This window comes from Cyclobacterium xiamenense (assembly GCF_009467825.1).
Taxonomy (GTDB): Bacteria; Bacteroidota; Bacteroidia; order Cytophagales; family Cyclobacteriaceae; genus Cyclobacterium; species Cyclobacterium xiamenense.
The window spans coordinates 115,017-138,998 of sequence record NZ_WIOK01000004.1 but is presented as its reverse complement, the minus strand read 5'-3'; the positions used below and the strand labels follow the sequence as shown (position 1 = coordinate 138,998).

Annotated in this window: 16 protein-coding genes, 1 tRNA gene and 1 pseudogene; 8 read left to right on the top strand and 10 right to left on the bottom strand. The window is 49.3% G+C overall.

The window, feature by feature from the left end; genetic code table 11:
- Positions 1 to 55: 55 nt before the first annotated feature.
- Entirely contained in the window at positions 56 to 478 is a 423-nt protein-coding gene (locus GCU44_RS04415) for a hypothetical protein (protein ID WP_092168370.1), read from the bottom strand.
- Between the two features lie 203 nt (positions 479 to 681).
- Here GCU44_RS04415 and GCU44_RS04410 point away from each other — a divergent pair, with 203 nt between their 5' ends.
- Positions 682 to 2,409, top strand: a complete 1,728-nt coding sequence (locus tag GCU44_RS04410) for a phospho-sugar mutase (protein ID WP_154854321.1) — start codon at positions 682 to 684, stop codon at positions 2,407 to 2,409.
- A gap of 59 nt (positions 2,410 to 2,468) precedes the next feature.
- Here GCU44_RS04410 and GCU44_RS04405 read toward each other — a convergent pair whose 3' ends face one another.
- From GCU44_RS04405 to GCU44_RS04390, 4 genes are all read right to left on the bottom strand, one after another.
- Positions 2,469 to 3,311, bottom strand: a complete 843-nt coding sequence (locus tag GCU44_RS04405; protein ID WP_154854319.1) for a universal stress protein — start codon at positions 3,309 to 3,311, stop codon at positions 2,469 to 2,471.
- A gap of 160 nt (positions 3,312 to 3,471) precedes the next feature.
- Positions 3,472 to 3,648, bottom strand: coding sequence for a hypothetical protein (locus GCU44_RS04400; protein ID WP_154854316.1), 177 nt, complete (start codon positions 3,646 to 3,648; stop codon positions 3,472 to 3,474).
- The gene (locus GCU44_RS04395; RefSeq protein WP_092168364.1) at positions 3,645 to 4,079 is read right to left on the bottom strand and encodes a DUF2141 domain-containing protein; all 435 of its coding nucleotides are present in this window, start codon (positions 4,077 to 4,079) and stop codon (positions 3,645 to 3,647) included. Before GCU44_RS04395 ends, GCU44_RS04400 begins: the two co-directional genes overlap by 4 nt.
- A complete protein-coding gene (locus GCU44_RS04390; RefSeq protein WP_154854313.1) occupies positions 4,064 to 5,137 on the bottom strand; it encodes an AMP-binding protein in 1,074 nt (357 codons plus the stop codon). The genes GCU44_RS04395 and GCU44_RS04390 overlap by 16 nt, the downstream gene beginning before the upstream one ends.
- A gap of 117 nt (positions 5,138 to 5,254) precedes the next feature.
- Here GCU44_RS04390 and GCU44_RS04385 point away from each other — a divergent pair, with 117 nt between their 5' ends.
- From GCU44_RS04385 to GCU44_RS04365, 5 genes are all read left to right on the top strand, one after another.
- A complete protein-coding gene (locus GCU44_RS04385; protein WP_154854538.1) occupies positions 5,255 to 6,088 on the top strand; it encodes a 1,4-dihydroxy-2-naphthoyl-CoA synthase in 834 nt (277 codons plus the stop codon).
- A 206-nt stretch (positions 6,089 to 6,294) separates the two neighbouring features.
- The gene (locus GCU44_RS04380) at positions 6,295 to 7,557 is read left to right on the top strand and encodes an NAD(P)/FAD-dependent oxidoreductase (RefSeq protein WP_154854310.1); all 1,263 of its coding nucleotides are present in this window, start codon (positions 6,295 to 6,297) and stop codon (positions 7,555 to 7,557) included.
- A 124-nt stretch (positions 7,558 to 7,681) separates the two neighbouring features.
- On the top strand, positions 7,682 to 9,259 hold the full coding sequence (gene pckA / locus GCU44_RS04375) for a phosphoenolpyruvate carboxykinase (ATP) (protein WP_154854307.1): 1,578 nt from the start codon (positions 7,682 to 7,684) through the stop codon (positions 9,257 to 9,259).
- Positions 9,228 to 10,436 (top strand): 6-bladed beta-propeller, encoded by a 1,209-nt coding sequence (locus GCU44_RS04370; RefSeq protein ID WP_154854304.1) that lies wholly within the window; start codon positions 9,228 to 9,230, stop codon positions 10,434 to 10,436. The genes pckA and GCU44_RS04370 overlap by 32 nt, the downstream gene beginning before the upstream one ends.
- A gap of 233 nt (positions 10,437 to 10,669) precedes the next feature.
- Positions 10,670 to 11,509: an alpha/beta hydrolase gene (locus GCU44_RS04365; RefSeq protein WP_154854302.1), complete on the top strand. Its 840-nt coding sequence runs from the start codon at positions 10,670 to 10,672 to the stop codon at positions 11,507 to 11,509.
- Positions 11,510 to 11,626: 117 nt separating this feature from the next.
- On the opposite strand, the gene GCU44_RS04360 is transcribed toward GCU44_RS04365, so the two are convergent.
- The 3 genes and pseudogenes from GCU44_RS04360 to GCU44_RS04350 form a co-directional block, all read right to left on the bottom strand.
- On the bottom strand, positions 11,627 to 13,147 hold the full coding sequence (locus GCU44_RS04360; RefSeq protein WP_154854299.1) for a RagB/SusD family nutrient uptake outer membrane protein: 1,521 nt from the start codon (positions 13,145 to 13,147) through the stop codon (positions 11,627 to 11,629).
- Positions 13,148 to 13,171: 24 nt separating this feature from the next.
- Positions 13,172 to 16,153 (bottom strand): annotated as a pseudogene (locus GCU44_RS04355) (SusC/RagA family TonB-linked outer membrane protein).
- A 634-nt stretch (positions 16,154 to 16,787) separates the two neighbouring features.
- The gene (locus GCU44_RS04350) at positions 16,788 to 17,513 is read right to left on the bottom strand and encodes a VIT1/CCC1 transporter family protein (protein ID WP_241684834.1); all 726 of its coding nucleotides are present in this window, start codon (positions 17,511 to 17,513) and stop codon (positions 16,788 to 16,790) included.
- Between the two features lie 573 nt (positions 17,514 to 18,086).
- Here GCU44_RS04350 and GCU44_RS04345 point away from each other — a divergent pair.
- Both GCU44_RS04345 and GCU44_RS04340 read left to right on the top strand, forming a co-directional pair.
- Positions 18,087 to 18,160, top strand: a tRNA-Asp gene (locus tag GCU44_RS04345).
- Positions 18,161 to 18,501: 341 nt separating this feature from the next.
- Complete coding sequence (locus GCU44_RS04340; protein WP_154854293.1) at positions 18,502 to 20,064, top strand: purple acid phosphatase family protein; 1,563 nt, start codon at positions 18,502 to 18,504, stop codon at positions 20,062 to 20,064.
- A gap of 255 nt (positions 20,065 to 20,319) precedes the next feature.
- Here the strand turns inward: GCU44_RS04340 and GCU44_RS04335 are convergent, their stop codons facing one another.
- Positions 20,320 to 22,455: a pyrroloquinoline quinone-dependent dehydrogenase gene (locus GCU44_RS04335; RefSeq protein WP_154854290.1), complete on the bottom strand. Its 2,136-nt coding sequence runs from the start codon at positions 22,453 to 22,455 to the stop codon at positions 20,320 to 20,322.
- An 8-nt stretch (positions 22,456 to 22,463) separates the two neighbouring features.
- On the bottom strand, positions 22,464 to 23,975 hold the full coding sequence (locus tag GCU44_RS04330; RefSeq protein WP_154854287.1) for an arylsulfatase: 1,512 nt from the start codon (positions 23,973 to 23,975) through the stop codon (positions 22,464 to 22,466).
- Between the last annotated feature and the right edge of the window lie 7 nt (positions 23,976 to 23,982).

The following is a 23,982-nucleotide window of genomic DNA, read 5'->3' as shown; positions in this document are numbered from 1 at the left end:
CAGGCCGTTGGTCCCATATCCTTCCACTTTTTGGTAACCATTTCCAAATCACTGCCTACCTCGAACGCCAAAGATCTTTTAACGAACGCCCGTTGATTACCATGACAAAGCGCGCTGGATTCGGCACCAGTGCAATGCGCACGTCTTGCCCGTCAAACTGCTCGGATTCGATGGGCACGCCTTCCATCCCTTGCACATCGTAGGTCACCACACCCCGGGCATCGGGCTGCATAGGGACATATGTATTCGCCAGATAGGCCGAGGGCAAAAGCACGTCGTTGTCTGAAGAAAGCGCTTCGTAAATCTCTTCCAACCGGGCCTCTAATTCCTCTCCGTATTGCTCGTTAAGCGTATCCTCCAGGTCGTGCAGTTCTTCTTCGATATCGTCGTAATCCGGGTCCGCATACGTAATGGTACTCAGACGAATTCGTAACTCCACGATGGTGGAAAGATCCTTATCAAGTTTATCAAAATCCATAAAGACAAAAAGCTGTTTTGCATGTTTTAAAAGATGAAGGTAGAGAATATGAGCGCATATTCCAACAACCGCTTTTAAAAATTCCCGAGGGCAGTAGTCAGCCGCTTATGCTTTTAAAATTTGCCTTCCAAAGTAGGCGGAAATGCATATTAATGTGTATATTTTGGCGTTCAAATATCAACCAAAACGAATTTTTTTTACCCATGAAAGATGCAGCCATCGTCAACAAAGCCCAATCCTGGCTTAGCAGTAATCTGGATGAACGAAGTAAAGAAGAGATCCGCGCTTTGCTGGATGCGGAGGACCCCACGGAATTAATAGACGCTTTTTACCGCGACTTGGAATTTGGAACCGGAGGTTTACGCGGCGTGATGGGAATCGGTTCGAACCGAATGAACGTCTATACCATCGGCATGGCTACTCAAGGCCTAGCAAACTACTTGAAAATGAGCTTTCCCGAGGAGGAAATCAAGGTAGCCATTACCCACGATTCACGAATCAATAATACCCTATTTGCCGAAACCACGGCCAATGTGCTTACTGCCAATGGTATTCGCGTTTGCTATTTCCGGGACATGCGCCCCACCCCCATGCTGTCTTTTGCCATTCGCCATTACCAGTGCAAAAGTGGCGTAATGGTCACCGCTTCGCACAATCCAAAAGAGTACAATGGGTACAAAGTCTATTGGGACGATGGCGGGCAGGTGGTCTCCCCACACGACAAAAATATCATCACGGAAGTGCTAAAAATTAAATCCATCGATGATGTCAATTGGGAAAAAAACGATGAACTGAAAGAATTTATCGAAGAGGATTTTGATCTAATTTACCTCAATGAGGTCAAAAAACTGAGTTTATCTCCTCAGAACAACCTTGTGGCAAAGGACATGACGGTTGTCTTCTCCCCCATTCACGGCGCTTCCGGTAAGATGGTACCGGCAGCGCTAAAGGTTTTTGGGTTTGAAAATATCCACCTGGTCAAAGAACAAATCGAGCCAGATGGTACCTTCCCCACCGTAAAGTATCCCAATCCAGAGGAAGCCGAGGCACTTGACCTATCCATCAAATTGGCCCGGGAGGTAAAGGCAGAACTGGTCCTTGCCTGCGACCCGGATGGAGACCGCTATGCGGCCGTTATTCCCAATGAAAAGGGAGAGTACGAACTCCTGAATGGCAACCAAACCGGTGCCGTGATCATCTATTACCTACTCAACCTGTACCGGGAACAAGACCGGCTTACAGGCAAGCAGTTTACGGTAAGTACGATCGTTACTACCGACCTACTCGGAGTTATTAGCAAGGATTTTGATGTGGAGTATTACGACGTACTTACCGGGTTCAAAAACATCGCTGCCGTTATTCTGGAAAATGAGGGCAAAAAGGAATTTATCGCTGGAGGGGAAGAGAGCTACGGGTTTCTGGTTGGAGATTTTGTGCGGGACAAAGACGGCGTCTCTGCCTGCGCAATCGTGGCCGAAATTGTCGCCTACTACCGTCAGCGAGGCATGAACCTCATCGATGTACTGGCGGAAATATATATGAAGTACGGTTTTTATAAAGAATCCCTGATTTCAATTACCAAAAAGGGGAAAGACGGTGCGGAACAGATTCAGGAGTTGATGCGTGGATTCCGGACCAATAAACCCACCTCGATCAACGGTATTCCGGTGGAAAAAATCGTGGATGTTCAGGAAAGCAAGGTCTACTCCATGAAAGATGGAAAAACCCATCCCCTGGATCTGGAAAAATCAAACGTGATTCAGTTTTACCTCGAAGACGGGAGCAAAATATCTGCACGACCTTCGGGAACCGAGCCGAAAATAAAATACTATATTTCAGTAAATGAACCCTTACCGAATCGGGAGGCCTATCGGGCAACGGAAGCTTCCCTGGACAAGAAAATTGAATCCCTGAAACAATTTTTCGGTTAATCCATCCGGTTTCGAGAAGGAACGAAAATGGCCCCGCTAAAAAAATAGCGGGGCATTTTTCATTGGTCAAACGCTGTTACGTTTAAGCTGATTACAGGTTTATCCAAATAGGTGACCAAATTCTCGGTCACAGAGGGTGAAAAAAGCTGTTGCAAGTCGGTCTTACCGTGGGTAATGAGCGCCACGGCATCCACATCGGCTTCCTGAGCAAATTGTATGATGCCCCGCTCCACATTATAGGCGCTGTAGATATGGATTTCGTGGGGGTATAAGCCAAACTTTTGTAGAAATTCTTCCCCTAGCTGCTTGATTTGGGAGTTTTCCATAAAATTGGCCGGGGTATTTACGTACAACAATTCAGGAGTCCCCCCCATAAACCGTATCGTATCCCCAAGGGTCTGAAAGGCTTTTCCTGAGGCTTCCTTAAAGTCGGTGGCCAATACCACCTTATCGAAGGTAAAGGCGCCTTCAGAAGGCTTCACCACAACAACGGGTATGCCGGCTTTTCGCAGTACGGTGTAAGTGTTGGAACCAAGCACATGGGCTTTAAACCCGTACTTTCCATGGGAACCCATGACCACCATGTCAATTTTTTCTGCGGAAATGTACGAAATAAGGCGCTCCTTGCCATCACTAAAATGCAACCATTCACTGGCACGAACACCGGCCTCTTTCAACCGTTCCAAGCGTAAAGACAGTTCTTTCTTTGCTTTCCGGATGATTTCCAGGGTATCCGGATACAGGTTTTCTTGTTCTTTGGTTAATTTCGTCCAGTTTACTGGCGTCAACACCACGTGCGTCAAATAGATCTCGGCATCGTACTTCTGGGCCAATTGCCTGGCAAAATCAAGCGCGGCGTCTGCATACGCCGAGAAATCCGTGGGAACCAATAGCTTTTTCATATCAAGTTGGATTGAAAGGTTTGCACTGATTAATGGCTTAAAGATAACACAGCGGCCGAAAAAAATTACTTACTTCCATCAATCGAAACCATGACAAACGTCATATTTTGTGATTGTACACGCATTTTATGGTGGGTAAGTGGTGTTTACTTGACGGAAATTATTCCTTCTCCTGCTTTTTTCTCGCATACAAGCCAAACAGGTAAGCAACGATCAGCACACCGCCGCTAATGGCAGGTATGTAGGGATGATTAATCTGTCCGAAAAAATGGAGCATGTATACGCCGGCAGCCAGGAGGCCCACAATCGCTACAGCAATCTGAAGGGTCCGATTCATGGTGATTTAAGGGTAAATTCCACGGATGATCCTCCTTTGGAATGAAAAAAAGAAGCGTTAGTAAACGAAGGAATTGAGAAAGGCTTACGGGCATCGTTGGAAAAACCGTAGGCATCCTTGGGCATCCCAAAGATCGACTTTCGCATGACCCCGTCTTCGTCTGCATCATGAAAAGCGGATGCGGCATAAAAGCCCTCTTTCAACCCAGAAAACAGAAAGATAGCTTTGCCGGCATCGACAGGCGCTGATTTGGAGCGAACGGCCTTTTTGGGCTGGTCAGGAAAACCCGCAGCTGAATCAAAAACCAGCAATTGAATCAATCCCTTGTTTTCACCCGGGATATGGACGGTTATTTGCAAAAACCCATTATTTCCTTCACTAGTAATGACCATAAGCAAGGCAAAAAGCGTACACATTATTCGTTTTCCCATGCTACTAAGGTACGTATTTGATCGATTTTTCCAGTGGTAGTCCAGCAAAAACGAGGAATAAACCGGATGTCTTTTGGATTCCAATACCGGGGCAAAAGCGCCTTCGCTGCTTTCAGGAGGCGTTCGGCACGTCGGTCATCTCCAATCCCTTCTACCACCAGTACCAGCACTTCTCCCAGCCTGGCGTCTGGGATTCCGGTCAGAAAAAAGTTCCTGGACGGGAATAGTTCCTGGACCAGGGGAGCTATTTGCTCAGAAATTTCTTCCGGATACAGTTTGATTCCCCCGGAATTCACCACAAAATCTGCCCTACCCCTCCACAAAAACGATCGGTCGGAAGTCAATTCTACCACATCATGGGTAACTAGCCAGTCCACCCCGCTCATAGGTGAGTGGATACAAAGCCGATTGCTGCTATCCATAGCCAGCCTTACCTCTGGAAGTGCCCGGTATTCCAGCGGTCCGGATGCCTTTAAGTCCGCCAGCGCTACATGAGATACCGTTTCCGTCATGCCAAAGGTTTGGTAAACGTTACCAGATAATCCCTTAATTCTTTCACGTAAGTCCGGGCCTACCGGGGCTCCGCCGATAATCAATATTTTGATCCGGTTTAGTGCCTCCCGCGTATGGGGATGATCGAAACAAGCGGCAACCTGCATGGGTACCATGGCCACAAAATCAAGGCTTTCCTGCTGCATATTCTCGAGTGGATTGGCTACCGGCGGTACTACCTGCAGGACGCCTTCCCATTCTAGCCCACGAAGCAACATCATTTTTCCCGCGATCTTCTCTGTATCCAGGCAACACAACAGGCTGCTTCCCTTTTCTATTTCGAAAAATCGACGGGTAGCATGGACGCTGGCCAGCATTTGCTCGCGCGTCACGGAAATCTCCTTGGGGGAACCCGTTGAGCCGGAGGTACGAACACGAAACGAGTCGGTACCCTCCAACCACTGCCGGCAAAAACCAAACGCCTTCTCAAATTCTGGTTTCAGGCCTCTGCGATCCCCTGTTTTGATTGCCTCGGATGTAAAAGATGTGTCACCAAAAATTACCATTGCTACTTTTTTTGTAAAATAACTAAAAAATAAACCTATTGATCGGACTGCGGAAGGGATTCTTTCTGAAAATTCACATTTGACTGCTATCTTGCAGGTAAAAATTTGCTAACAATGATGGATTGGAAGACCGTAAAAGACTACAAAGACATAACCTATAAAAAATGCGAGGGCGTGGCCCGAATTGCCTTCAACCGACCAGAGGTACGGAATGCATTTCGACCGCAAACGACCAGTGAGCTGTACGAAGCCTTTTTGGATGCCCGGGAAGATACCCGTATTGGTGTGGTTCTCTTGTCGGCAGAGGGCCCTTCTCCCAAAGACGGCGTGTATTCTTTTTGCAGCGGCGGTGATCAAAAGGCCCGTGGAAAACAGGGATATGTGGGAGAAGATGGCATGCATCGCTTAAACATCCTGGAAGTGCAGCGGTTGATTCGCTTTATGCCTAAGGTGGTCATTGCAGTGGTCCCCGGCTGGGCCGTTGGTGGCGGACACAGCCTGCACGTGGTCTGTGACCTCAGCCTGGCCAGCAAGGAACACGCCCTATTCAAACAAACCGATGCGGATGTAACCAGTTTTGACGGGGGCTATGGTTCCGCTTATCTGGCGAAAATGGTTGGGCAAAAACGGGCACGAGAGATATTTTTTCTGGGGAGAAGCTACACGGCTCAGGAAGCCTACGACATGGGAATGGTCAACGCGGTGTATCCACACGAAGAATTGGAAGACCGGGCTTTTGAATGGGCGCAGGAGATTCTCGCCAAATCCCCCACTTCCATCAAAATGCTAAAATTTGCGTTCAATCTGACTGACGATGGGATGGTAGGGCAGCAGGTGTTTGCCGGGGAAGCAACCCGCCTTGCCTACATGACGGACGAAGCCAAGGAAGGAAGGGATGCCTTTTTGGAAAAACGAAAACCCAACTTCAAGCACATTAAATGGATTCCCTAAAGCGCCAGGTGGGACTCCGTGCAGTTTTTCGCTGGGTATAAACCGGATAAGTAGGGTTTTCTTTTTACGGCCCCGATACCCTCTCCGACGGGATCCCTTGGATTAAACCTCTGCTAGATCGTCCAGGTTTTGGGCTTTGTGATGTTTATTACATACTTCTACTGGTTTTTTCGTCTTCTTTAGTTGATTATTAACCAATAAAACCAATGAAGAACTATAAAATTTTAATCGTAGGAGGTGGCACGGCCGGAATCATGGTGGCAGCCAGACTAAAACGCGCAAACAAGCAGCTGCAGATGGCTATCATCGAACCCTCCGAAAAGCATTACTACCAGCCTGCATGGACCCTGGTCGGCGCAGGTACCTTTGATATGGAGAAAACGATACGGGATGAAGCGCAATACATTCCGGAGGGCGTTGACTGGATCAAGGATGCGGCCACTTCCATTGATCCCGAAAACAAAGTAGTGGGCACCCAATCATCTGGGCAATTTAGCTACGACTACCTCGTGGTAGCGCCGGGGCTGGTAATGAATCTGGATGGGATCGAAGGGTTGCGGGAAAGCCTTGGAAAAGATGGGGTATGTTCCAACTACGTGGATCCGGAATATACCTGGGAAGTGCTGCAGAATTTTAAGGGTGGCAATGCCGTATTTACCCAACCCGCCACGCCTATCAAATGCGGCGGGGCGCCACAAAAAATCATGTACCTGGCCGAAGATTATTTACGAAAAAATGGGTTGCGGGACAAGTCAAACGTGATTTTTGCCACTCCGGGAACCGTCATTTTCGGTGTCAAGGCATTTGCAGATACGCTGAATAAGATTATACAAGAGCGGGATATTTTCTTTAAGCCGTTTTATACACCGTTCAAAATTGATTCTAAAAACAAAAAGATACACTTCAAGTATTCCCAATCCGGTATTAATAGTTGCGTGGGAACCGAAGATAGCAGCATTCGCGAAGAGATCGTGGGAGAAACAGAGATTGTTATGCCCTACGATATGCTGCACCTGGCCCCACCCCAGGAGGCCCCGCGGTTCATCCAGGATTCCCCGATAGCACATCAGGACGGACCCTCCAAGGGATGGGTAAAGGTGGATATCAACACCATGCAGCATTTAGACTATCCGGATATTTTCGCCCTGGGGGATGTGGCAGCCCTGCCCACGGCAAAAACCGGAGCGGCCATTCGCAAACAAGCCCCGGTGGTTGCCGAAAACCTGCTCCATCTAATCAAAAACAACAAATTGGGAGAAAAGATCTACGAGGGGTATTCCAGTTGTCCTTTGGTTACCGGCTATGGAAAAATGGTATTGGCTGAGTTTAAATACGACAATGTTCGGGACAGCGATCCGCTATTAAGCAAGCTTTTCGATACGTCAAAAGAGTTGTATCCCATGTGGCTGCTAAAAAAATACGGCTTGCCTTACCTTTATTGGAACCGGATGCTCAAAGGGAAAATGTAATTTAGTTGGAACCCCAAAAAACCTGATACCCTTCAGGTTTTTTTGCTTAATTCGACTAATAAGTTGATAATCCATGGATCGGTTTGTACTTTTAGGTTCATTTGGACCAAAATCAAACCCATTTATGGATTTTAATTTAACGGCTTACGGGATTAACGTGGCGGATATTTTTCGTAATAGTGCGTCTGCGATTTTATACGAGTCGGCATTACGGCTGGAAAAAGGGTCCGCAATTTCCAACAAGGGGGCACTGATGGTGTATTCCGGTAACAAAACCGGTAGAAGTCCCAAAGATAAGCGCGTTGTCCGGCATCCCACGTCGGAAAAAAACATTGACTGGGGTGCCGTGAATTACGAGATGGATGAACATACCTTTCTTGTGAACCGAGAGCGGGCCATCGATTATTTGAATACCCGGGATCACCTGTATGTCGTGGATGCCTTTGCCGGATGGGAACCCAAATACCGCCTGAAAATACGGATTATTTGTACCCGGGCCTATCATGCCTTGTTTATGCAAAACATGCTGATTATGCCCAATAGCGAAGAGCTGGCATCTTTTGGAGAGCCGGATTACATCGTTTTCAATGCGGGTAGCTTTCCAGCCAACCACTTTACTACCAACATGACCTCCAAAACCAGCATCGGACTTAGCCTCGAGCGGAAAGAAATGGTCATTTTGGGTACGGAGTATGCAGGAGAAATGAAGAAAGGCGTGTTTTCTATCATGAACTACCTGATGCCGATGAAGGATGTACTGCCCATGCACTGTTCGGCAAATGTAGGCGAGTCAGGAGACGTATCCTTATTGTTCGGCCTATCGGGAACCGGTAAGACCACCTTAAGTGCCGATCCCAAACGCAGGTTAATCGGCGATGACGAGCATTGCTGGCATGAGGAAGGCGTGTTTAACATCGAAGGCGGCTGCTATGCCAAAGCCATTGATCTAAGTGCGGAAAACGAACCGGACATATTCAACGCCATCCGCTATGGCACCGTGTTGGAAAATGTGGTCTACGATCCGAAAACCCGAGAGGTAGACTACAGCGATACCTCCATTACTCAAAACACCCGGGCTTCCTACCCGATCGAATTTATTGACAACACGCAAATCCCCTGCACCGCAGGGCACCCCAAAAATATTATTTTTCTCACCTGCGATGCCTTCGGTGTGTTGCCACCGGTGAGCAAACTCAGTCCCGAGCAGGCCAGTTACCATTTTATTTCGGGCTATACGGCAAAAGTAGCCGGTACAGAAATGGGCGTCAAAGAACCACAGGCCACCTTTAGTGCCTGTTTTGGGGCAGCCTTTATGATGTGGCACCCGAATACCTACGCAAAACTCCTGGCGCAGAAAATGAAAGACCACCAGGTAAATGCCTGGCTTGTAAATACCGGTTGGAGTGGTGGGGATTACGGGTCCGGTGCCCGAATCAAACTCCGCTACACACGGGCAATCCTGGATGCCATTCACAACAACGACTTCAAAGACGTAGCTACCCATGAGGAGAAAGAATTTGGCTTAACCATACCGCTGTCCTGCCCTGGTGTGCCAGCGGAACTATTGGTACCGGAAAACACCTGGGATGACGCAGATAAATTCCGTGACGTAAAAACCAAACTGGTTCGTCTTTTCAACGAAAACTTCAAGCAATTTGAAAAGCAGGTTGATGCGGCGATCACGAATGCCGGACCTCGGTGAAGCGACCATGGGTAAAGTCAAGGTATACCTGCTTTTGGTTTTGATTGGCGGCTGCATTTCCCTGAGTTGTCAAACCAAAAACAACGAATTGCTTGACTACTCCAGCGTGGAATTGGACAATTCGACGCTAGTCAATTTTGAAAATTGTGCTTCTGAGGTTGCATTCATTCCCCTGGTAGCGCCAAAAGATAGCCTCATTAACCTGTCTTGTCGCGTATTCGAATTGGTCGTAACGGATAAAATCTATTACGCCAACAAATGCGTTAACGACCTATCCATTCATTCCTTTGACTTAGCGGGCAATCACTTGAAAAGCTGGAATAGAAAAGGAGACGGTCCCGGAGAATATCCGTCCCTTCACGGCATGATTGTGGAAAAAGACGATCTCTATATCAATACCGGAAGAGGAACGCTTCTCAAGTACCAGCTACCCCAATTTGACCTGAAGCAAGAAATCACGCTGGGCGACTATGGTTTTGTTCCCACGGTTTCACTACTATCACCCGAAAACTTTTTGATCGCATCAGAACCGGTTGGAAATGTCGGGAATCAGGTATTTCATGCCGTGAATGTAGAAACAAAAACGTCGAAAACCCTTCCGATCGCTACCTTGCCTCACAGCGGCGAGCTTAACCCCGGAATGATCACAAAAATGCAAAACGGCCATTTATTGAGTTTCGGGCTAAGCGACACCATTTATCAATTCATCGATGACTCGGTTTCTACCTTTATCCACCTCAATTTTGGCGAAAAAGGCATGCTACCCGCTGACTTTGAACTGAGCGGCGAAGCATTTATGGAAAACGTCCTGCTCTCTCAAAACTATGCCTTCAATACTGGGCAAATTGACTTCACCGAGGGGGTTACAAAGGTCCTGGTCTACGGGATTGAAAGAAGCCCCAACTTCTCAAGTGAAGACCTTGTCACCTTTCCCTTTTTCGAGGTATTCATCCATCGGGATACCGGTAAGAAAAAAATTACAAAGTCGCTATTGGGTATCCGCAATCAAAGCTATTCAAAAGATGGATACTTCTACCAGGTGATGCAGCCGTCCGATTGGCAACGAGCGTTGGATATCGGCTATTTCGGCAGCCACGAAAACAAACTCCTTGAGACGGTTGAGCAATTAACAGACCGGGAGGATCCGATAATCGTAACCTACAAAGTCGTGTTTTAATCGATGACTAGCCGAGCGAAACCTGGTAAAAAAGCAAGCTGTACCGGACTAAAAGGAAATGGTGGTTTTCCGGAAATGGCCTTATATTGCCAAAAAAATAGGGAAGCCAGGTCCGTTTGGAGACTCCGACAGAGGCGGCTCAGCTGCCGGTAAATGTCAGGTAAGTCCGTGGTCTGCTCAAAAGTGGGAAGGTAGTGAAATCAACAAATGACAATCAAAAAACCCATGCATACATGAACAAAAAAATCACATTCTTTCTGCTCCTTCTTTTGGGAGTATCGGGCAATACTTCCACGTTTTTTGCGGTGGCTCAATCGATGGCAAAAGAATTATACAAAGTAGCAGGCACCGATAGCCTGGAGATGGAAATATATTTCCCGGAAAACCCGGCAGATTCCCAACCGGCCATTGTATTTTTTTTTGGTGGGGGCTGGAATGGAGGAAGCCTGCATCAGTTCAAACCCCACGCGGAACACTTTGCCAAAAAGGGACTGGTAACTGTACTTGCCGACTACCGGGTTCGCTCCCGGCATCAGACAAGCCCCTTTGACGCTCTGGAAGATGCCAAGTCTGCGATCCGATACCTGAAAATGCATGCGGAACGACTGAAAATCGACAGTAGCCGAATCATTGCCTCGGGTGGATCGGCAGGAGGCCATCTAGCTGCAGCCACGGCACTTATTCCCGGTTTCAACGCGCCGGCGGATCCGCCAATCAGTCCCAAACCGGCGGCACTGCTGCTGTTTAATCCGGTCATTGACAATGGGCCGGGAGGCTACGGTTACGAACGCATCGGCTCGCGTTACCCGGAATTTTCTCCCCTGCACAACCTGGCTGAGGGTGCCCCTCCCACGCTGTTTTTCCTGGGAACCCGGGATCGGTTGATCCCCGTTATCACGGCGGAATACTACGCCATGGTCATGGAAAAAGTGGGAAGTGATTGTCAATTGATCCTGTATGAAGGCGAGGAACATGGGTTTTTTAATTACCGAAATCGCGAGATTTACGAGAAGACCGTGAAAGAAACTGAAGATTTTCTGGTTGCCCAGGGCTTCTTACCAGCAGGCAGGTGACACCGGACTCTGTCCAACGGCGTGCTGTTGCCAGCTGGTATGCCAAGACACGCTCTCTGGAAAATAGAAAAAGCCGCTGCATGCATTGCAACGGCTTTTTTCATGAATTTTTTTCGATCAATAGCCGGAATTTTGATCGGCATTGGATAAGGCGGAATTGTTGTCAATTTCCACCAATGGGATAGGCAATACGTCGTTCCTGGATTGGAAGGCGGGAATTGGCTCGGATGGAAGGGTTCCTTGTCTCCTCCATCTCCGGATATCCCGGTTTCTAATCTGTTCGCCTGCCAACTCCACCCGACGCTCGTGCATGATGGCCAGCCGCATTTCTTCCCGGCTATCGGTTGGATACTGGGCCGTCGGGTACGGAGGCATGTCCACATCTGCTCTGGCTCGTACCTGGTTGATATACGGCAAAGCAGCTGCGGGTCCGGATGTCTCGTTTTCCACCTCAGCCATCATCAGCAACACATCCGCATAGCGGATCACCCGGAAATTAATGCCGGAGTTGGTGTCTTCGTTTTCTCGCTTGTAAATGGCCTGGTACTTTCTCCAGCTGGGACGATCGGTCGCACCCTGTACTTTATCTGCGGTCAATACGCTTTGTCCGTTATTGTACGTATCTCCAATTCGGAAGAACGTATACCTTCCTCTCGGATCGTCCTTTTCGGCACCGTTTTCTACGGTTTCGTAGGCTTCCACCAGGCTGATGGAAGGGATGACGTTTCTCCAGGCAGTAGGTCCGTATTCCTGACCGCGAAACGTTACCTCCGCGATATTGCTTCCATCTGCGTTCCAGCCACCCGCATTACCGAATTCTTCCGAAAACTGCACCTCCCATACGGATTCGGAATTGTTTTCATTTTCTGCTTCAAAGTTATCCAAATAGCGATCGACCAATGCATACTCGTTGGAATTGATGACCGCTTCCAGGAAGGGACGCGCTTCGGCAAAGTTTCCGCGGAATAGGTGCACCTTGGCCGCTAGTGCCTGTGCCGCCCCACGGGTGGCCCTACCGATGTCTTCCGAGGCATACTCGCTTTTCAATGGCAGGCGAGAAATAGCCTCCCCAAGATCGGCAAAGATAGTCTGGTATACTTCTCCCTCCGAGGTCCGGGGTAAGCCGTCCGGCGACTCGGCGGAAGAGGTCATCAATGGGATTGGACCCCACAAACTCACCAATTCAAAATTAGCCAATGCCCGGAGGAAATAGGCTTCCCCCAAAATTCTATTTCGAAGGCCATCCGTAATCTCTTCTACCGCCTTGTCGGCATTTTCCAAAACCAGGTTTGCCCGGTGAACCACGCGAAACCAACCCCGCCAATTGGCCGTGACCAGGGGATTCGATGCATCGAACACATGATTGAGAACCTGGGCACGGGGAGCTTCCAATTGGGGTCCACCCGTATCACAGTCGTCAGAGAGGAGGTCTTGCAGGAAGAAGTATTCGCGGTTGTACAAATTATTTGCCTGTAGTCCCGCATAGACTGAATTGACCGCCGCTTCCAATTGCGGACCGGAGCGGTAAAAGGTTTCAATACCCAACTGATTGGGGTTTACCGGTTCCAACTTTTCCTCATCGCAGGAAACCATTCCTACAAAGAGGGCTATAAACATGCTTATATATTTCGTTTTCATGGTTTTCGTGTCTTGTAAGTGGAATCAAAAGGTAAGTTGTACACCTGCCATCAGGGTTCGTGCAGCCGGGAACTGCCCGTAATCAATGCCGGTACCCAGGGTAGAATCCACGCCTGTGCGCACGGCAATCTCCGGATCGTAACCGGAATAATTGGTCAGGGTCAACAAATTCTGACTGGAAAGGTATAGCCGTAGGGAGGAGATGGTGCCTCGACTAAACGATTCGAGAGCTGCCCCCGGAATGGTGTACCCAAGAGAAAGGTTCTTTATCCGGAAATACGAACCGTCCTCTATCCAGCGCGAACTGGCCCGGGCGTTTCGGTTGGGATCACCGGAAACCGCTCGGGGAATATCGGTATCGGGACGTTCGGGCGTCCAACGATCCAACACCTGGGTACCGGCATTAAACAAACGGGTCATGCCTTCGGTATGAAAACGCAACAAGTTGAAAATTTCATTTCCCTGGACGCCCTGCATGAAGACGTTCAGGTCGAAATTTTTGTAATTGGCTGAAAAATTTACTCCATACGTGAAGTCGGGAAGGTAATGCCCCAAAAACGTTCGGTCCGCATCTGAGATAGTGCCATCTCCATTTACATCCACAAAGCGAATGTCGCCAGGTGACGCATTTGGCTGCATGCTGGTATCTTCACCCTGCTGAAAGATACCGTCCGTTTGCCAGCCATAGAAATACGCAATGGGTTGCCCCTCTTCGGTAAAGGTCATCTGATCCCCCTGAAAACCGGGTCCAAAGATGGTATTGCCCGTGCCCAGAGAAGTCAATTCGTTGTTGACAAAACCTATATTTCCATCCACGGAGAATTGAAAGGCGCCGGAGTACTTTCGGTAACCGGCCGTAAATTCCAGCCCTCTGTTGGACACGTTTCCAACATTGGCTACCGGTGCCCCGTCGTATCCCAGTGAGGGGGGAATTGGCACGCCCAGGATCATTCCCTCCGTGGTGTTATCAAACCACTCTGCAGAAAGGCTAAACCGGTCGTTGAACAATCCCAGGTCCAGGCCAATGTTCCGCATGATGGTGGTCTCCCATCGCAAATCGGCATTGGCCAGGGAGGAAATCGTACTTCCTCCCTGTAGCGAACCGGCAAAGTTGTAAAAGAAGTTACTGTTGATGGTCCCTTGATACACGTAATCGCCGATGCGGTCGTTTCCGGTCTCTCCGTAGCTTGCGCGAAGTTTGAGGTCGCTGACCGCAGGAAGGGCCTGCATGAATCCCTCTTCGCTGATCCTCCAACCCAGCGATAAGGAAGGGAACGTACCCCACTTATTGGCCGGACCAAATCGGGAACCACCGTCTCGTCGAACAGAGGCACTAATCAGGTATTTTTGTGCGTAGTCGTAGTTAATCCGACCGATGTAGCTTATCAATGCATATTCGGTTTGATTTCCGCTGGTGGTTTGATTTTGTACTCCTTGCAACACCCGCACGTCGTTGGTCAGGAAATTTTGCCCGGAACCCTGCAGGCCAGTTTGTTTAAAGGTCTGTTGCTCAAGTACCGCAAGCGCATCGATGGAATGATCTCCAAAAGTCTTGCTATAGGAAAGTTGGTTGCTGATCAAAGGAGACACAAACGTAGACCTGTTTTGCTGGATGGATGCAAAAGGCTGGAAATTAAAATCTCCCGCATCAAACCGCGGCGTATATTGATCCTGCGTGCCCAGGCCTATATCCAAACCGACCAGAAACTTGTAGGAAAGGCCGTCGTAAATATCCACATCGATATAGCCGGTACCCAGAATTTTAAAATCTTGCTGGCGGTTGGTACGCAATTCGGCATTAAGCACCGGATTTTCCGGATCGGAACCGTCCACTCGGTCCGGGGAACGGAAGCCTCCCAGCCTGCTGGCATCCCTGACCGGAATATACGGCACCTGCTTGACAATGTGTTCGATTTGGCTTCTACCACCGGAAAACGGTTCGTTGTCCCGGTCCGAATAGGCGAGGGTTAACGTCTGCCCGATGCTGATGCGGTCGTTGATTTTAAAATCGGTATTACTTCGGAAAGAAACCCGTTCGAAACCCGTTCCCCGCATGATACCCTCCTACTGGAAATAACCGACCGACACATTGTACAAGACGCTTTCGGTACCTCCACTGATCGCCACATTGTGATCTTGTATGGGCGCCGAGCGAAACATCGCTGCCTGCCAGTCGGTATCCACATTGGCAAACTCCCCGAGGTTATCAAAACGCTGCGGGGCAGGCTCCCCCCCATTGGCCAATAAATCCCTGCCAAAATCCAGGTACTGCTCCCGGTTGAGTAAATCCAATTGCTTCCAGGCTGTTTGGGTGCCGTAATAGGAATCTACGGACACCCGGGGGGCACCCTGCTTTCCTTTCTTGGTGGTCACCAATACGACACCATTCGCCGCCCTTGACCCGTAAATGGCCGCGGCCGAAGCGTCTTTCAATACCTCTATGGACTCGATATCCGCCGGATTGATCTGATTCAGGCCTCCAGCAGGTACCCCATCGATTACATACAAGGGATCGTTGTTTCCGACTGTCCCGATACCCCGTACCCGGACGATGGGGTTGCTCCCCGGAGCTCCCGAGTTGGTCACGCTTACCCCGGCTGCCCTGCCCTGAATGGCGGAGGCGAGGTTAGGAACCGGCAGGGCACGAATTTGCTCGCTGCTTACCGAAGAAATGGCCCCGGTAACCTTGGCGCGTTCCTGTGTACCGTAGCCAACCACCACCACTTCTGAAAGTGCAGACAGCTCTGGCTGCATGGCCACATCCAGGCTGCTCGAATTCCCAACCCGAATCTCTTGTACTTCAAAACCGATAAAGGAGAAAGCCAGTACGGCGTCGGCAGAAGGCACTTGAATGCTGTACTTTCCTTCAATGTCGGTAGCCGTTCCGACCGAACTTCCTTTCACTAAAATGTTTACGCCTGGAAGGGTTTCGCCGGAATCGGCAGAGGTTACGGTCCCGGTGACGGTCCGTTGCTGGGCAAACAGTTGATTGCCACTACCCAGCATACTGCCGACCCAAAAGAGGGACAGTAATGCGCGAAGCAGGGTCTGTCTAACCCTGCGTTTGATAAGGTGTTTCATAGATTACAAAATTAGGTTTATAGGTAATTGAATTAGAACGATCTTAAAAAGCCAAGCCCAACGCACCTGTTAACCGTACTGAATGAAAACGGCACCTTAGGTAGCATCTTTTTAAGAATGATAGCTAATTTTAGGTATTTTTACGCATATAACCAAAAATTTAGCTAATAAAAATTAGTACTCGCCCGTCATGAAAAATTGAGCAAATGCAAGGATTAATTTGGGCCAACAACCCTTCTACACCGACCTGCGTAAAGCAAAAATGGTAGCACTAACTAGTATTATTAAATGTAATTAAAACACTTATTTTACTCTTAACCGACTGAAAAACACATAATTTTATTTCGTGAAAATAAAATATACAGATTTTTGTATTTTTTTCTTTTTTTTCTGGCAGATAGTTGGGCAAGCGGCTTGTCCTTCCAGTTGATTTTACTAAGTTTAGCAATCATTCCAAAACACTACGTGCGAAATGAGGCTTTTGCCAAAAAATATAGCTGTAGTCAGTTACTATAAACCCATACCAGGAGTCTTTGCAAACCATCGGCTCCTTTTTTTATTATTGCAGGAGGAAGGTTTCCAACAAATCTCCCACATAATAAGCTACCAAGGCAGCGATGAAGCCGAGAGAAAGTGTTTCCATAACACTTCGAAAAAGTCCTGTTTGATTGACCCAGCTTTTCAGTGCGCCCACAAATAAAAATGCCATTCCGGTCAAAAGGCAAGTCCAGAAAAACACATCAAAGGCAACGGTGTAAAAGTAATCCCACACGTAAACGGTCAAGGGGATAAACCCAACGAGAATAAATGAAATGAGGGTGGCCAATCCGATTTTGAACGGACTTTTGGTTTCTTCCATCATGTTCAATTCATCTTTCATCATTTCGTCCACCCAGCGGTGCCGGTCGGATACAATGACATCCACTACCTGCTGGAGTAATTCTCCCTTGAAGCCTTTTTCGCGGTAAATCACTTCAATTTCTTCGCGCTCCTTTTCGGGTAAATTGTCTACTTCCCAGTATTCGATGCTTTTGTGTTTGGCGTAATTTTCTTTTTCCGATTTGGAGGACAAGTAGGCTCCGATGGACATGGAAAGCCCGTCTGCAAATAGGTTGGCAAATCCGAGGATGATAATTACGATGGGATCTAGGTTGGCTCCTACCGCGCCGGCCACTACAGCGAAAGTGGTGACCGCACCGTCGATTCCACCATAAACGAATTCCCGCAGGTATTCCTGTAAGTTTTTAAAAATGGGTATTTCCTGATGTAATTGAGATTCTTTCAAAGGCTGGATACGGTTAAAACGTTTACAAACGAATAGCATAAGGTAAAAATAAATTTCGATTAAAACGGCCTTTACTCAGCAAAACTTACGATCCCCCGGCCAGTTTGGGAGTGAAATTATCCCCCTAAACGGTTGTGCCACCCCTAATGCATTTAGAAACGCGCCACCTCGCCTGCGGATTAGCGGCGACCAGGGAAATTAATCTCGTTGAGTATGAAACCAATAAATATCCCTATCATATTTTTTTCTGGTTGGCCTTGTGTGAAAAAAAACAATCGCCTACCTTTGCATCACTTCAAAAGAGAGGTACAAAACAATTAACACCAAAAACCGAAAGGATACCTGATTAATCGAGGGAGTTCGCTAGCAAAAATTCGGTGATCAAGATGGCTAATCGCTGTTAATGACTAAAATTGGATTGGTAGTTCAGCTGGTTAGAATGTCCCGACGAATCGGGAAGGTCGCGAGTTCGAGCTATTAAATAGATAAATATTGGAGTGGTAGTTCAGCTGGTTAGAATGTCCCGACGCATCGGGAAGGTCGCGAGTTCGAGCTATTAAACAGATAAATATTGGAGTGGTAGTTCAGCTGGTTAGAATGCCTGCCTGTCACGCAGGAGGTCGCGGGTTCGAGTCCCGTCCATTCCGCTTAAAAGCCTGGGGTTCCCCAGGCTTTTTTGATTTAAAACTTTTCTTAACCCATTCAGCTGGGTAGATTGTCCCGACGCGTCGGGAAGGTAGCTTATGCTGGTCCTCCTTTAAAACGAGTTTTTAAAGTATATGAGACCAACCAATTGTCTTTTGGTACGAAAACTGCCTCGGTTTCTGCTGTTATACCAATCCGGTTTTTCACAATCTTTTCATCAATACTTACCATTTTCGTAACACACGTGTAACCCCGCTTTCGTAGCTTTGTTTGATACCATTCGTTGAAATCCAAACCTGATTTTCGTACCTTGCTCGATATCCATTCAAAGCATTCCCAAAAAATGAAAAACCTTCTTGTTACCCTGTTACTAATTGCCGCCTGCCAATGGAGCATGGCCCAGGAATACCGCATCTACAAAGCCCCATCTTTTCGCGAAGAATGGAGCAAACCTTCGTATTATCCGGATCGGATTGTGCTGAATTTTGGCGCGGACCCCGCCCATCAGGCCAGTGTCACCTGGAGAACCGACACCAGCATCACCCAGACTTTTGCGGAAATTGCGGTGGCAGATGGCGCACCCAAGTTCTGGCGTAACGCAACTACGCTGCCTGCCAAAACAGAATTACTGGATGCCTCCTCGGTGGAAGTAGCCCGCGTTAAGGCGCATTACCATTCCGTAACCTTTTCCGACCTGCAGCCAGCCACCACCTATGCCTATCGGGTCGGCGATGGGGATACCTGGAGCGAATGGATTCAATTTAGCACGGCATCCACCGACAAGGACGCACCGTTTGCCTTTCTCTATGTGGGCGACACACAAAATTACATTCTGGAACTGTGGGCCCGGCTGATTCGGGAAGGGTACCGTAAGGCACCGGATGCCAAATTTATCATTCACGCGGGAGATTTGGTGAATACTGCCCACCGGGATCAGGAATGGCACGAATGGTTTACCGCAGGAGGTTTTATACACAGCATGGTTCCCTCCCTCTCTACGCCCGGAAACCACGAATACCGCAGCATTCCCGAATGGGACGGGGCAGACGCGGAACGCAGACTTTCCCTGCAGTGGAAACCCCAGTTTACCTTGCCCGAAAACGGACCCGAAGGCCTGGACGAATTAGCCGAAACGGTCTACTACATGGACTACCAGGACGCCCGGATCATTTCTCTGAACAGCAACGTGATGCAGGCAGAACAAATCCCCTGGCTGGAAGAAGTTTTGGCCAATAATCCCCAGAAATGGACCATTGTCACTTACCACCATCCACTGTTCTCTGCCTCCGAAGGAAGAGACAATGCCCGGCTTCGGGAAGCGTGGAAGCCACTCTTTGACAAATACAAGGTCGACCTGGCCCTGCAGGGACACGACCACAGCTACGCACGGGGACGCGTATCTCCGGGAGACAATGTGTTGGACGGCGTGAACGCGCGGGACAAAACCGGAACGGTATACGTGGTGTCCGTAAGTGGAGGAAAGATGTACGAGCTACGCAAAAACGCATGGGATGATCTAGAGGCCGACCGCGACCGGGCCGCTGAAAACACCCAATTGTTTCAAGTCATTCACATCGAAGGCGACAAGCTGAGCTTTGAGTCCTATACCGCCATTGGAGAGCTATACGATGCTTTCGATCTGGAAAAACAAGCAGACGGCACGAACAAATTTATCGAGCGAAAATCCGAAGCCATCTCGGAACGGCGGTTTTCCAACACCATCCCTTACGAAGACCCCTTACCGGAAAACCTGCAAACGATTCTTCAAAGCAAGTACCCGGATTACGCCATCACGCGGGTAAGCGCCCGGAAAGAAGCGAACAACCTGATTTTTGCCGTGCGACTGGAGAAAGACGGCGAAAGAAAAGAACTCAGCATTGACGAGCAGGGAACTATTAGCGAATAAATGCTTGCCGGATTGCGTTCCCTTTGCAAAAAAATAACATCTTAAAAAACAGAACAGGCAAACTCCCTCCGCAATCGCAGAGGGAGTTTTGTCTTTTAGAGCCTATCGTTTACCTTGTTACTTCGCAGTACCAGCGAAAGCGGCATGTGATCCAAATGCATCGTATTAAAAATAGCCGCGCTAATCTGTGACCATCTGTGGTGAACGATTTTGTTTACGTCCTCACATTTTCGATTTCAAACTCGTTGCTCAAATTTACTCCTCCGGTAAAGCAAAGGCCACATACGCATCTCCGGCCGGGGTACCCAGGCGATTGGCCCCTCCAGCGGCGATGACCACGTATTGCCTGCCCTCCACTTCATACACCGAAGGCACCGCATAGCCTCCGGCAGGCAGCTGGTATTCCCAAAGCACTTCTCCCGTTTCCGCATCAAAAGCCCGGAACATTTCGTCGGCTGATCCTCCAATAAACACCAGTCCTCCGGCTGTGGCCACACAACCTCCGAAATTTTGGGTACCCGTAGGCGCCACACCCCGGGCTTTCAATTCGGGATATTCACCCAAGGGCACTTTCCATTTGATGGTTTGGGTGGTCAGGTCAATGGCATTCAATGTTCCCCAGGGTGGTCGACTCGCGGGAAAACCTTCCTCGTCTGTAAAAATGCGAAACCCTTGCAATACGTACCGGTCCATGGCTTCCTTTTCTGCTGCACCCGATTCCTCAGGGGTCGTAGCGGGTACTTCGTCCAACAGATAACCGAGCAAGGCGTCCAATTGCTCCTCTCCAAAACCGCGAAAAGCAGGCATCACCCCATTGCCTCCGGTAATGATCTTTTTTGCGGATTCACGGTCGTACCGCTCCTTCAGGTCCGTCAGAGCCGGGAATGCCTCCCCCAGGCCCTGTCGATTTGCCCCATGGCAATTGGAACAATTGGACAGGTAAATGTACCTGCCAGAACCGGGCCCGCTGACCAAATCTCCCTCCTCGAAATCCCCGGAAAGGTTCCTTAGCTGAAGTACCATGGGGATTTCATTGGCATTCACATAGACCATGTGGTTTTCCGGATCGTGGGAAAGCCCGCCCCACAGCATGCCGCCACGAGTGGCCGGAAAGGTAAGGGAGCCCTCCAGGCTGGGCGGTGTGTACATACCCTCGTTGCGGTATTTTCTGAATTCGCTTTTTGCATAGGTCGCTGCCTCCTCGGAAATCGTCGTCAAATACGTACTGTCCAGCCCCTGCGGGACGACCCGAATTCCCTGTCCGATTTTTTGCGTTGGATGGGCTACTTCTCCGGGCACATAGGAAGGTGGCACCAGTTGCTCTTCCAAATCAAGCAAGGGTTGTCCGGTCTCCCGGTCCAGCAGTATCAATTCCCCCATCTTGGTCGGCTGAATCAGCGCCTTGACCATTTTTCCATCCATGGGAAAGTCTGCCAGGGTCGGTGCGCAGGGCAGGTCGTAATCCCAAATATCGTGACTTACCGCCTGGTAATGCCATTGGTAGGCCCCGGTGCTGGCATCCAGGGCAAGGATGGAATTGCCGTAAAGGTTCTCCCCGATGCGGTTGCCCCCATAAAAATCGTAGGTGGGCGATCCGGTGGCCACGTATACCCATCCGCTTTCTTCGTCCAGACTCAAACCGCCCCAATTGTTGGTGCCCCCGTAATTTTCGCCCTCCACCCAGCGCCAGGTATCGTATCCGTATTCCCCTTCCTGCGGGATGGTATGGAAAATCCACCGAAAATCACCCGTTTCGGCGGAATAGGCGCGGACATGTCCCGGAGAGGCATCGTATCCTTCCCCGGTTGCCGATCCAATGATCAACAGATCCTTATAGACGATCCCCGGCGTGTTTAAGGATACCGAAAGCGTTTCCGGATCCCGCCCCAGGTCCTTGCGTAGGTCCAACATGCCTTTTTCCCCGAATGCTTCTACCAGCGCTCCTGATTCCGCATCAAGGGCAAACAACAGGTGCCCGGCTGCCATAAAAATACGGGTTTTACCGCTTGCTGTATACGCCGTAACGCCTCGATTGACGCCACCAGATTGCCCGTACTTCTCCGGATCAAAACGCCAAAGCTCCTCGCCTGTCGCTGCATCCAGGGCGATGAGATCCAACTGTGGCGAAGTCAGGTACATGGTCGTTCCCAGGACGATGGGATTGCATTCCATGGGTGTTCGCTCCCGCTTGTCGCCCGTGTGAAAGGTCCAGGCGGGTTCGAGCAGGTGTACATTTTCTTTGGTAAGTTGATCCAAACTGGAAAACTGAGCAGCCGTGGAACTCCCCCGGTACTGTTCCCAGCTACTAAACGGATCTTCATCAGAGGTACAACCCGACGTCCAAAGCGCACAAGCGCTCAGCATCAAAAGGCAAGTCGTTACGTTACTCATTCTTGCTACTAGTTTTCGGTTTCTATTTTCGAACGGAAAGGCCATTCCGGATCTTCCATCCGGGACGCCTCCATCAATCGATCCATTTCTGCCACGATCTCGGGATGATCTTTGCTCAGGTCTCGGGTTTCGCCGGGGTCCTGCTCAAGGTCATACAGCAAAATTTCCTGATTACCTGCAAAAACATTCAGGCGGATTCCCTTCCACTTGCCCATGCGTACCGCCTGCTTGCCTCCTTGCTCGTGAAATTCCCAATAAAGATGGTGATGGGTCTCCTGTTCGCCTTCTCCCAAAAGGGTAGGCAAAAAGGAAATTCCGTCAATGCTTTGTTGGTAACGCGCACCCGCTGCTTCGGCCAGTGTGGGCAAAACATCCCAAAAAGCGCTGACATGATCCGTTTGACTGCCCGCTTTCACCTTTGCCGGCCAGCTGGCGATCATGGGTACGTGAATCCCTCCTTCGTGTAAATCCCGCTTGTATCCCTGAAAGGGTCCATTGCTGTTAAAGTAATCGGGATCTGCTCCTCCCTCCAGATGGGGACCATTATCAGAGCTAAATACGATCAGGGTATTTTCCAGAATACCGAGGGAATCCAGCCTGGCCACAATCTGTCCTACCTGATCGTCCAACAGGGTCACCATGGCCGCAAAAGCGGCATGGGGATAGGGCTGGGATCCATAACCGCCCACTTTGTACCGGGGATGGTCCGGATCGTCTACCCCTTGGTAGGGCGTTTCGGGGCCCAGCAGGCTTTCGTATTGATAAGGTGGCTCCGGATTGGTTCGTTTCAGAAACGTTTCCATATACGCTTGCGGCGCGAATAACTCCGCATGGGGAATAATGGACGGCATGTATAGGAAAAAGGTAGTGTCTCTGTTCGCTTCGATAAACTGCAACCGTCGTTCCTGAATCAGTTCCGGCGCATATTGCCCCTCTTCGGCACCCTGATTGCCCTCCAGGGTCAAGATGGCATCGTTATCGTTTAATTCCCTGGGGTAGTAATTATGGGCAATGGTCTGGCTATTGTATCCAAAAAAAACATCAAAGCCTTGTACCAGGGGATCGCCCGTAGAACCGGGATAGCCCAATCCCCATTTCCCAAAAGCGCCCGTTACGTACCCCGCATTTTTCAATACCTTTGGTAAGGTTTGCGTGGATTCCGGTAAAGGGTATTGGCCCCCGTTCAGACCTCGGTTACCGCGTACCGGCGTATGCCCGGTATGCAAGCCGGTCATCAAGGCCGAGCGGGACGGAGCGCAAACCGTCGTTCCCGCATAATGTTGGGTAAACACCATGCCCCGGGCTGCCAAGGCATCGATATGCGGCGTTTGAAATTTTTCCTGCCCCAGAAAACTCAGATCGCCATACCCTAGGTCATCGGCAAGTATGTAGATGATATTGGGTTTTGATGCAACCTCTTCGCCGCTTTCCTTGGCGGATCCGCAGGAAAATGCAGCACAGGCGATAACAAGAAGCAGAAAGTGCCTGGTGTAGGATGGTAATGGTTTTTTCCTTTCCATAGTTTTC

Excerpts from the sequence above, each read along its gene's own strand:
- GCU44_RS04370 (WP_154854304.1), top strand. The coding sequence starts at position 9,228 with ATGCGGCGATCACGAATGCCGGACCTCGGTGAAGCGACCATGGGTAAA.
- GCU44_RS04405 (WP_154854319.1), bottom strand. The coding sequence starts at position 3,311 with ATGAAAAAGCTATTGGTTCCCACGGATTTCTCGGCGTATGCAGACGCC.
- GCU44_RS04385 (WP_154854538.1), top strand. The coding sequence starts at position 5,255 with ATGGATTGGAAGACCGTAAAAGACTACAAAGACATAACCTATAAAAAA.
- GCU44_RS04330 (WP_154854287.1), bottom strand. The coding sequence starts at position 23,975 with ATGGAAAGGAAAAAACCATTACCATCCTACACCAGGCACTTTCTGCTT.
- pckA (WP_154854307.1), top strand. The coding sequence starts at position 7,682 with ATGGATTTTAATTTAACGGCTTACGGGATTAACGTGGCGGATATTTTT.
- GCU44_RS04365 (WP_154854302.1), top strand. The coding sequence starts at position 10,670 with ATGAACAAAAAAATCACATTCTTTCTGCTCCTTCTTTTGGGAGTATCG.
- GCU44_RS04360 (WP_154854299.1), bottom strand. The coding sequence starts at position 13,147 with ATGAAAACGAAATATATAAGCATGTTTATAGCCCTCTTTGTAGGAATG.
- GCU44_RS04380 (WP_154854310.1), top strand. The coding sequence starts at position 6,295 with ATGAAGAACTATAAAATTTTAATCGTAGGAGGTGGCACGGCCGGAATC.
- GCU44_RS04415 (WP_092168370.1), bottom strand. The coding sequence starts at position 478 with ATGGATTTTGATAAACTTGATAAGGATCTTTCCACCATCGTGGAGTTA.
- GCU44_RS04335 (WP_154854290.1), bottom strand. The coding sequence starts at position 22,455 with ATGAGTAACGTAACGACTTGCCTTTTGATGCTGAGCGCTTGTGCGCTT.
- GCU44_RS04400 (WP_154854316.1), bottom strand. The coding sequence starts at position 3,648 with ATGAATCGGACCCTTCAGATTGCTGTAGCGATTGTGGGCCTCCTGGCT.
- GCU44_RS04390 (WP_154854313.1), bottom strand. The coding sequence starts at position 5,137 with ATGGTAATTTTTGGTGACACATCTTTTACATCCGAGGCAATCAAAACA.
- GCU44_RS04395 (WP_092168364.1), bottom strand. The coding sequence starts at position 4,079 with ATGGGAAAACGAATAATGTGTACGCTTTTTGCCTTGCTTATGGTCATT.
- GCU44_RS04410 (WP_154854321.1), top strand. The coding sequence starts at position 682 with ATGAAAGATGCAGCCATCGTCAACAAAGCCCAATCCTGGCTTAGCAGT.
- GCU44_RS04340 (WP_154854293.1), top strand. The coding sequence starts at position 18,502 with ATGAAAAACCTTCTTGTTACCCTGTTACTAATTGCCGCCTGCCAATGG.